Source organism: Streptomyces sp. NPDC044063, from assembly GCF_056434285.1.
On record NZ_JBWKFM010000010.1, the window covers coordinates 169,563 to 180,798 of the forward strand.

Genomic DNA, 11,236 nt, shown 5'->3' on the forward strand with positions numbered 1-11,236 from the left:
GGACGTTGCCGGGCTGGACGCTCCTGCGTCGGGCGTCCCGGCGTCGGACGTCTCCGCGTCGGGCGTCCCGGCGTCGGGTGCCGCCGCGTCGGGCGTCGCCGGGCTGGACGTTGCCGGGCTGGGCGTTCCCGCGTCGGGCGTTCCGGGGCCGGGCGTTTCCGCGTCGGACCTCGCTGCGCTGGACGTTGCCGGGCTGGACGCTCCTGCGTCGGGCGTCCCGGCGTCGGACGTCTCCGCGTCGGGCGTCCCGGCGTCGGGTGCCGCCGCGTCGGGCGTCCCCGCGTTGGGCGTCGTCGCGTCGGACCCCGCCGCGCCCGACGCCCCCGTTCCGAGCACCCCCGCCCCCGACCTCGTGTTCTCCGTCCTGCCCGACATCGACGGCACCGACGCCGAGGCCGTACGGGTTCTCGCGCGCGACACCCTCGGTCTCGTCCGGGCCTGGCTCGCCGACCAGCGGTTCGCCGCCTCGCGGCTCGTGCTGCTCACCCGGGGCGCGGTCACGACGGACGGTGACGACGCCGCGTCCGGCACCGCCCACGCGCCGGTCTGGGGACTCGTCCGCTCCGCGCAGTCCGAGCACGCCGACCGGCTGGTCCTCGCCGACATCGACGGGGACCCCGCGTCGTACGCCGCCCTGCCCGCCGCCCTGGCCACCGGCGAACCGCAGTTCGCGCTGCGCGCCGGGCACATGACCGTCCCCCGGCTCGCCCGCGTCCCCGTCACCACCGGCGACGCTCCCGAGCCCGCCGCCCTCGACCCGGACGGCACCGCCCTGATCACCGGCGGCACCGGGGCCCTCGGCCGGCTCGTCGCCGAACACCTCGTCACCGTCCACGGCATCCGCCACCTCGTCCTCACCAGCCGCCGCGGCCCGGACACCGAGGGCGCCGCCGAACTCGTCGAGCACCTGACGACGCTCGGCGCCGAGACCGTCACCGTCGCGGCCTGCGACGCCGCCGACCGCGAGGCCCTCGCGGCGCTCCTCGCCGGCATTCCGGCCGAACGCCCGCTGACCGCCGTCCTCCACGCCGCCGCCGTCGTCGCGGGCGGCCTCGTCGCCACCCTCGAGCCGGACGAACTCGACCGCACCCTGCGGCCCAAGGTCGACGCCGCGCTGAACCTCCACGAACTGACGCGCGACATGGACCACCTCGCCGCGTTCGTGCTCTTCTCCTCCTTCGCCGGCACGCTCGGCGGCGCGGGCCAGGCCGCCTACGCGGCCGGCAACGCCTTCCTCGACGCCCTCGCCCACCACCGGAAGGCTTCCGGCCTGCCCGCCTCCTCCCTCGCCTGGGGCGTCTGGGCCGAGCGCGGCGAACAGACCCGCCTGCGGACGAGCGAACTGCGGCGCATGACCCGCGCCGGACTCGTCCCCCTCACCGCCGAGGAAGGACTCCGCCTCCTCGACCTGGCCCGCACCCTCGACGACGCGGTGCTCGCCCCCGTACGCCTCGACCTGGCGGCCATGCGCCGCCAGGCGGCCGACGGGACCGTGCCCGCCCTGCTGCGCGGCCTCGTCCGCGCACCGCAGCGCCGGACGGCCGGCGCGGCCGCGGCCGACGAGACGCCGGCGGAGGCCCGCCGGCTCGCCCGGCTGACCCCGGCCGAACGCCACGAGGCGCTCCTCACCCTGGTCCGCACCCAGGTCGCGGCCGTCCTCGGGCACGCCGAACCGACCGCCGTCGACCCCGGACGCGCCTTCCGCGAGCTCGGCTTCGACTCCCTCGCCGCGATGGAACTCCGCAACCGGCTCGGCACGGCCGTCGGCCTCCGCCTGCCCGCCACCGTCGTCTTCGACCACCCCACCCCCACGGCCCTCGCCGGCCACCTCGCGGACCAGGTCGCGAGCAGTGCCGGCGCCCGGGGAAGCCTGGTCACCGAGGCGCCCGCAGGCCCCGCCCCGGCCGCCCGCCCGGCCGACGACGAGCCCATCGCCATCGTCGGCATGAGCTGCCGCTTCCCCGGCGACGTCCGCAGCCCGGAGGAGTTGTGGAACCTGGTCGCGGACGGCGGCGACGCCATCACCGGCCTCCCCGCCAACCGCGGCTGGGACCTCGACGGCCTCTACGACCCGGACCCCGACGCCCCTGGCGGCGTCTACACCCGCGAGGGCGGCTTCCTCCACGACGCGGGCGACTTCGACCCGGACTTCTTCGGGATCTCGCCGCGCGAGGCGCTCGCCATGGACCCGCAGCAGCGGCTGCTGCTGGAGGTCACCTGGGAGGCGTTCGAGCGCGCGGGCATCGATCCGGCGACGCTGCGCGGCTCCAGCACGGGCGTGTTCGCCGGCACCAACGGCCAGGACTACGCGGTCGGCCTGACGATCGGGGCCGGGGCCGGGGCCGGAGACGCCGACGGCCTGGGCGAGGGCATGGAGGGCCACCTGCTCACCGCCAACTCGGCCTCGGTCGTCTCGGGCCGCCTCTCCTACACCTTCGGGCTGGAGGGCCCGGCGGTGACGGTCGACACGGCGTGCTCGTCGTCGCTGGTGGCGCTGCACCTGGCGGCGCAGGCCCTGCGGCAGGGCGAGTGCGACCTCGCCCTCGCGGGCGGCGTCACCGTCATGTCCACCCCCGGCGCCCTCATCGGCTTCAGCCGCCAGCGCGGCCTGGCCACCGACGGCCGCTGCAAGGCGTTCTCCGCCGACGCGGACGGCACCGGCCTCGCGGAGGGCGTCGGCATGCTGCTCGTCGAGCGCCTGTCGGACGCGCGCCGCAACGGCCACCGCGTGCTGGCCGTGGTGCGCGGCTCTGCGGTCAACCAGGACGGTGCCTCGAACGGCCTGACGGCGCCGAACGGTCCCGCCCAGCAGCGCGTCATCCGTGCCGCGCTCGCCTCGGCGGGCCTGTCGGCGACGGACGTGGACGTGGTGGAGGCGCACGGTACGGGGACGACGCTGGGCGACCCGATCGAGGCCCAGGCCCTGCTGGAGGCCTATGGTCAGGGCCGGGACGAGAACCGGCCGCTGTGGCTGGGCACGGTCAAGTCCAACATCGGCCACACCCAGGCCGCCGCCGGCGTCGCCGGCGTCATCAAGATGGTGATGGCGATGCGGCACGGCGTGCTGCCGCGAACGCTGCACGTCGGTGAGCCGTCGCCGCACGTGGACTGGTCGGCGGGCGACGTACGGCTGCTGACGGACTCGGTCGAGTGGGCGGAGGGCGCCGACGGTCGTCCGCGCCGGGCGGGCGTCTCCTCCTTCGGCGTGAGCGGTACGAACGCGCACGTCGTACTGGAGCAGGCGCCGGCGGAGGCCGGGACCGGCGAGCGCGATGACGATGACAACGCCGCCGCCCCGGCGATCTCCTGGCTGGTCTCCGGCAAGGACGCCGAGGCGCTCCGCCGCCAGGCCGAGCGCCTGCTGGCCTTCGTCCAGGCCGACGCCACGCTCGACGCGACGGACATCGCGTACTCCCTCGCCACCACCCGTGGCGCGCTCCCGTACCGCGGATTCGCCGTGGGCACCGGACGCGAGGAACTGCTCACCGGCCTGGAGGCGCTGGCCCGAGGCGAGGCCGACGGCGCCGTGGCGACTCACGGCAGGACGGCGTTCCTCTTCTCGGGGCAGGGGAGCCAGCGGCTGGGGATGGGGCGTGAGCTGTACGAGGCGTTCCCCGCCTTCGCCGATGCGTTCGACGCGGTGTGCGCCGAGCTGGACGCCCACCTCGACCGCCCGCTGCGGGACGTCGTCTTCGGCGATGATGCCGAGCTGCTGAACCGGACCGGTTTCACTCAGCCGGCGTTGTTCGCGGTCGAGGTGGCGTTGTTCCGTCTCGTCGAGTCGTGGGGTGTGCGGCCGGACTTCCTGGCCGGTCACTCGATCGGTGAGATCGCTGCGGCTCATGTGGCGGGTGTGCTGTCGCTGGCCGATGCGGCAGCGCTGGTGGTGGCCCGTGGTCGTCTGATGCAGGCGCTGCCCGCCGGCGGTGTGATGGTGGCCGTCCAGGCGTCGGAGGACGAGGTCCTTCCGCTGCTCGCCGGGCACGAGGACGAGGCCGGTATCGCGGCCGTCAACGGCCCGACGTCGGTGGTTCTTTCCGGTGCCGCCGATGTCGTACGCCGGATCGCCGAGGGCCGTAGGGCCAAGGAACTCGCCGTCTCCCACGCCTTCCACTCGCCTCTGATGGAGCCCATGCTCGCGGATTTCCGCGCCGTGGCCGAGACCATGGCGTTCGGGGCGCCGAAGACCCCGATCGTGTCCACCCTCACCGGTCGTCCCGCCTCCGCCGAGGAGCTGTGCGACCCCGACTACTGGGTCCGCCACGTCCGTCAGGCCGTACGCTTCGGCGACGCCGTCGACAACCTCGTCGCCGAAGGTGTGACCACCTTCCTGGAGCTCGGCCCCGGTGGCGTCCTGACCGCCATGGTCGAGGGCCGCACCGCCGTCCCCGCCCTGCGCGCCGGGCGCCGCGAGGACGTGGCCCTGGCCACCGCCGTGGCACAGCTCCACAGCCACGGCACCGCCGTCGACTGGGAGGCCGTCCTCGCCGGGCACGGCCGGGCCCGTGCCGTCGACCTGCCCACGTACGCCTTCGGGCATCGGCCCTACTGGCTCCTTCCGGCCACCGGCCGGGCCGACGGCGTGTCGGACACCGCCGCCCGCGGCTTCTGGGAGTCCGTGGAACGCCAGGACCTGGCCGCCCTCACCGAGGAACTGGCCGTCGACGAGGGAACGCCCCTCAGCTCCGTCCTTCCCGCGCTCTCGGACTGGCGGCGCCGGCAGCGGAAGCAGTCCGTGGTCGACAGCTGGCGCTACCGCGTCACCTGGAATCCGCTGACCGCCCTCCAGGAGACGGCCCGGCCGCGGGGCACCTGGCTCCTCGTCGTCCCCGAGGGCGCGGAGGACGCCCCGGTGACCGCCGCCGTCGAGCGTTCCCTGACCGCGTACGGAACAGGCACAGGCACGAGCACAGGCGCGAGCACAGGCGCGAGCACCGGCACCGGCGTCGTCCGGCTGACCGTCCGTTCCCGCGACGACCGGGACGCGCTGGCCGAACGGCTGCGCGCCACCGCGCCCGACGGCGTCCTCTCCCTCCTCGGCCTGGCCGAGGAGCCCCACCCGTCGCACCCCGCCCTGCCCGTGGGCCTGGCCCTGACCACCGTGCTCGTACAGGCCCTCGGTGACGCGGACGTGAACGCTCCGCTGTGGTGCGCCACGCGCGGGGCCGTCTCCGTCGGCCGCTCGGACTCCCGGCAGAGCCCGTACCAGGGCATGGTCTGGGGTCTGGGCCGGGCGGCGGCGCTGGAGCACGCGCAGCGCTGGGGCGGGCTCCTCGACCTGCCGGAGGAGCTGGACGAGCGCTCGGCGCGCCGCCTCGCCTCCGTGCTCGGCGGCGGCGCGGACGGCGAGGACCAGCTGGCCGTCCGGTCGTCCGGGGTGTTCGTGCGCAGGCTGGCCCGGGCGCCCTTCGGCGCCGTGTCCGCCGGGCGCGCGTGGCGCCCCCGCGGCACCGTCCTGATCACCGGCGGTACGGGCTCCCTCGGCGCCCACGTGGCCCGGCACCTGGCCCGGGCCGGGGCCGCGCACCTCGTGCTCACCGGCCGCCGAGGCCCCGAGGCGCCGGGCGCCGCGGAACTCGCCGCCGAGGTACGCGAGCTGGGCGCCCGGGTGACCGTGACGGCCTGCGACGTGGCCGACCGGGAGGCCGTGGCCGCGCTGCTCCGCACGCTCGACGCGGACGAGCCGCAGCCGCTGACGGCGGTCGTGCACGCCGCCGGCATGCCGCAGTTCACGCCCCTCGCGGACACCGGCCTCGACGACTTCGCCGACGTCGTGTCGGCCAAGGTGGCGGGCGCGGAGCACCTGGACGAACTCCTCGGCGACCGGCCGCTGGACGCCTTCGTGCTCTTCTCGTCCGTCGCCGGCGTCTGGGGCAGCGGCAACCAGGCCGCCTACGCCGCCGCCAACGCCTTCCTCGACGACCTGGCCGCCCGGCGGCGCGCCCGGGGCCTCACGGGAACGTCCGTCGCCTGGGGCCCGTGGGCCGACGGCGGCATGGCCGGCGACGAGGAGGCGCGGGCGCACCTGCGCCGCCGCGGCCTGCCCGCCATGGCCCCCGGGACGGCGACGGCGGCCCTCCAGCGGGCGCTGGACCTCGACGAGACGGCCGTGGTCGTGGCCGACGTGCTGTGGGACCGGTTCGCGCCCGCGTTCACCGTGGCCCGGCCCAGCGCGCTCTTCGGCGACCTCCCCGAGGCGCGGACCGCGCCGGCGGCCGCCGCGCCCGACGCCGCGACCGCCGGCTCCGCCCTCGCCGAGCGGCTGGCCGGCCTGTCGCCGGCCGAGCGGGACCGCGCGCTGCTCGACCTGGTCCGTACCGAGGCCGCGAAGGCGCTCGGCCACTCCGGCCCCGAGGCGGTCGCCCCGGAACGGGCCTTCAAGGAGCTCGGCTTCGACTCCCTCACCGGTGTCGAACTGCGCAACCGCCTCGACGCGGCCACCGGGCTGCGGCTGCCGGCGACCCTGGTCTTCGACCACCCGAGCGCGTCCCACCTCGCCGCCTTCCTCTCCACCGAGGTGCCCGGCCGGCCGGGCGCTCCGGCCGCCGCCCCGGCCCCCGGCTCCGATTCCGCCTCCGCCGCCGACGAGCCCATCGCCATCGTGGCCATGAGCTGCCGCTTCCCCGGTGGTGTCCGGACGCCCGAGGAGCTGTGGCAGCTGCTCGCCGACGGCGTGGACGCCGTCTCCGAGTTCCCGGCCGACCGCGGCTGGGACCTGGAGGGCCTCTACGACCCGGACCCCGAGCGGTCCGGCACCACGTACGCCCGCGAGGGCGGGTTCCTGCACGACGCCGGCCACTTCGATCCCCGGTTCTTCGGGATCTCGCCGCGCGAGGCGCTCGCGATGGACCCGCAGCAGCGGCTGCTGCTGGAGACCGCCTGGGAGGCCCTGGAGCGGGCCCGGCTCACGCCGGCCGCCGTCAAGGGCTCACGGACCGGTGTGTTCATCGGCTCGGGCTACCAGGGGTACGGCGCCGGGCTCGGCGAACTGCCCGAAGGCGTCGAGGGCCACCTGCTCACCGGCAGCTCCGGCAGCGTCATGTCCGGCCGCATCGCCTACACCCTCGGCCTCGAAGGCCCCGCGGTGACCGTCGACACGGCCTGCTCGTCCTCGCTGGTCGCCCTCCACCTGGCCACCCAGGCGCTGCGGCAGGGCGAGTGCGGGATGGCGCTCGTCGGCGGAGCCACGGTGATGGCCAGCCCCAACGCCTTCGTCGAGTTCAGCCGTCAGCGCGGGCTGGCGGCCGACGGCCGCTGCAAGCCGTTCGCGGCCGCGGCCGACGGCACCGGCTGGGGCGAGGGTGTGGGCATGCTGCTCGTCGAGCGGCTCTCGGACGCCCGCCGTAACGGCCACCCCGTCCTGGCGGTGGTACGCGGCTCCGCCGTCAACCAGGACGGCGCGTCGAACGGCCTGACCGCGCCCAACGGCCCCGCCCAGCAGCGCGTCATCCGCCAGGCCCTCGCCAACGCCGGGCTCACCACCGCCGACATCGACGCGGTCGAGGCCCACGGCACCGGCACCGCCCTCGGCGACCCGATCGAGGCCCAGGCGCTGCTGGCCACGTACGGGCGGGAGCGGGCGGAGGAGCGCCCCCTGTGGCTGGGCTCGATGAAGTCCAACATCGGCCACACGCAGGCGGCCTCCGGCGTCGCGAGCGTCATCAAGACCGTGCTCGCGCTGCGCCACGGCGTCCTGCCCAGGACCCTGCACGTGGACGAGCCGACGCCGCACGTCGACTGGTCGGCGGGGGCCGTGCGGCTGCTGACCGAACCGGTCGAGTGGGCCGCGTCCGGCGACCGGCCCCGCCGGGCCGCCGTGTCCTCCTTCGGCGTGAGCGGCACCAACGCCCACACCGTCATCGAGGAGGCCCCGGCCGACGGGGACGCGGGCGACGCGGGCGACGCCGACCTCGCGGACCCGTACGTCGCGTGGCTCGTGTCCGGCAAGGACGAGGCCGCCCTGCGTGAGCAGGCCCGCAACCTCCTCTCCCACGCGGCGGACCGCCGCCCGCGGGACGTCGCCCTCTCCCTCGCCGTCAGCCGCGCCCCCATGGAACACCGGGCCGCCGTCGTCGGCCGGGACGGCGCCGCGCTGCTGGAGGGCCTCGGCGCCCTGGCGCGCGGCGAGTCCGCGCCGGACCTCGTACGCGGTGTCGCGGGGGCCTCGGCGGCCCGCACGGCGTTCCTGTTCTCGGGTCAGGGGAGCCAGAGGCTGGGGATGGGGCGTGAGCTGTACGAGGCGTTCCCGGTCTTCGCGGACGCGTTCGACGCGGTGTGCGCGTACGTGGACGGTGAGCTGGAGCGTCCGCTGCGGGACGTGGTCTTCGGCGATGATGCCGAGCTGCTGAACCAGACGGGCTTTACGCAGCCGGCGTTGTTCGCGGTCGAGGTGGCGTTGTTCCGTCTCGTCGAGTCGTGGGGTGTGCGGCCGGACTTCCTGGCCGGTCACTCGATCGGTGAGATCGCTGCGGCTCATGTGGCGGGTGTGCTGTCGCTGGCCGATGCGGCAGCGCTGGTGGTGGCCCGTGGTCGTCTGATGCAGGCGCTGCCCGCCGGCGGTGTGATGGTGGCCGTCGAGGCGTCGGAGGACGAGGTCCTTCCGCTGCTCGCCGGGCACGAGGACGAGGCCGGTATCGCGGCCGTCAACGGCCCGACGTCGATGGTTCTTTCCGGTGCCGCCGACGCCGTACGCGCCATCGCCCAGCGCCTGGCGGACGACGGCCGGAGGACCAAGGAGCTGGCCGTCTCCCACGCCTTCCACTCGCCGCTGATGGACCCGATGCTGGCGGCGTTCCGCAAGGTCGCCGAGGGCATCTCCTACAGCGCACCCGCCCTCCCTGTCGTCTCCACCCTCACCGGACGTCCGGCTTCCGCCGAGGAACTGTGCGACCCGGACTACTGGGTGCGCCACGTGCGGCACGCCGTGCGGTTCGCCGACGCGATCCGTTCGTTGAGTGCCGAGGGTGTGTCCGTGTTCGTCGAGATCGGTCCCGGTGGGGTGCTGAGCGCGATGGCGCAGCAGACGCTCGACGAGGCCACCTGCGTCGTTGTTCCGGCGCTACGGGCCGACCGGGCCGAGGGCCTGGCCGTGACCGCCGCGATCGCCCGGCTGCACGTGGCCGGTGTTCCCGTCGACTGGGACGCCGTTTTCGAGGGCCGTGGGGCCCGCCTCGTCGATCTGCCGACGTATCCCTTCCAGCGGCAGCGCTTCTGGCTGGAGAACACCCGGCCCGCCGTCTCCGGCCCCGCGGCCGGGGCGGGCGACGCCGTCGAGGCGGAGTTCTGGGACTCCGTCGAGAACGACCGTCACGAGGCACTGGCCGAGCGGCTGGGCGTCGACGAGGGGGCGTCCGCCGGTTCGGTGTTCGCCGCGCTGTCGGCCTGGCGGCGCGAGAGCCGGACCCGGTCGACGCTCGACGGCTGGCGCTACCAGCCCGTCTGGAAGCCGCTGACCGACCTCGCCGCCGGCTCCGCGCTCGCGGGTACGTGGCTGGTGGTGGCCCCCGCCGGGGCGACGGACGAGGCGGGCGACATCGCCCGTGTCCTCCGTGGCCGGGGGGCCGACGTGCCAGAGCCCGTCGTCGTCGGCGAGCCGGGCGGCGACCGCGCGGCGGTGGCCGGACTGCTGCGGGGCGCCGTTCCGGACGGTACGGCCGTGGCCGGAGTGGTCTCCCTGGTGGCGCTGGCCGAGGGTACCCACCCGGAGCACGACGGCCTGCCCATGAGCCTGGCGGCGACCATGGCGCTCGTCCAGGCCCTGGGCGACCTCGGCGTGGCCGCCCCGGTGTGGTGCCTCACGCGGGGTGCCGTGTCGGCCGGCCGCTCGAACCCCGTCGAGCACCCGCTCCAGGGCCTCGTCTGGGGCATGGGCAGGGCCGCCGCGCTGGAGGTCCCCGAGCGTTGGGGCGGGCTCGTCGACCTGCCCGGGACGCTGGACGCGAGGGCCCTCGACCGGCTCGCCGACGTGTTCGCCGGCGCCGGCTCCGAGGACCAGCTCGCCGTGCGCGGCTCGGGCGTGCTCGTACGCCGCCTCGCCCGGGCGCCGCACGGTACGGCCGGGGCGGCCGACGGCGAGTGGCGGCCGCGCGGGACCGTGCTGATCACCGGTGGTACGGGCTCCCTCGGCGGGCACACCGCCCGGTGGCTCGCCCGCAACGGCGCCGAGCACCTCGTGCTCACCAGCCGGCGCGGCGAGGCCGCCGCCGGCGCGCCGGAGCTCCGCGCCGAGCTGGAGCGGCTGGGGGCCCGGGTGACCGTGGCCGCCTGCGACGCGGCCGACAGGACCGCGCTCGCCGCGCTGCTCGGTTCGCTCGACGCGGACGGGCCCGCGCTCACGGCGGTCGTGCACGCGGCGGGACTCCCGCAGTTCGCGACCATCATGGACACGGGCGTGACCGAGCTCGCGGCCGTCGTGTCGGCCAAGGTGGCGGGCGCGGCGCATCTGGACGAACTGCTGGGGGAGCGGTCGCTGGACGCCTTCATCCTCTTCTCGTCGGTGTCCGGCGTCTGGGGCAGCGGCAGCCAGGCCGCGTACTCGGCCGCCAACGCGTACCTCGACGCCCTGGCGCAGCGGCGCCGGGCCCGGGGCCTGGCCGCGACCGCCGTCGCCTGGGGCCCCTGGGCCGAGGGCGGCATGGCGGCCGACGGCGGGGCCGAGGAGCACCTGCGCCGCCGCGGACTCCCCGCCCTCGCCCCGGAGCTGGCGATCGGCGCCCTGCAGGGCGCGATGGACGGCGGTGACACGGCCGTGGTCGTGGCGGACGTCGACTGGGAGCGCTTCGCCCCGTCGTTCACCATCGGCCGGCCCAGCCCGCTGCTGGAAGACCTGCCGGAGGTGCGGTCGGCCCTGGCGGCCTCCTCCTCCGCCGGGGACGACGAGACGGCGTCGGGTGACGGCGTACGGGAGCTGGTGCGGCGTCTGGCCGCCCTGACGCCCGCCGACCGGCGCGACGCCCTGCTGGACGTCGTCCAGACCGAGGCCGCGGCCGTACTCGGCTACACCGGAGCCGGAGCCGGAGCGGGGGCCGGCGCTGGGGCGATCGAGCCCGACAGGGCGTTCCGGGACCTGGGCTTCGACTCGCTCACCGCGGTCGAACTGCGCAACAGGATCGGCGCGGTCACGGGGCTGAAGCTCCCGGCCACCATGGTCTTCGACCACCCGACGCCGCTGGCCCTGGCCGACCTGCTGGGCACCGAGCTGCTGGCGGACGCCGACGCGACCGGCGAAGGCGCCGCG

The 11,236-nt window shown here is 76.1% G+C and carries 1 pseudogene; it reads left to right on the plus strand.

Features of this window, described 5'->3' with window-relative positions:
* Positions 1-475 precede the first annotated feature (475 nt).
* Positions 476-11,209: pseudogene (locus AC07BS_RS15330) on the plus strand (type I polyketide synthase); the annotation flags it as partial.
* Between the last annotated feature and the right edge of the window lie 27 nt (positions 11,210-11,236).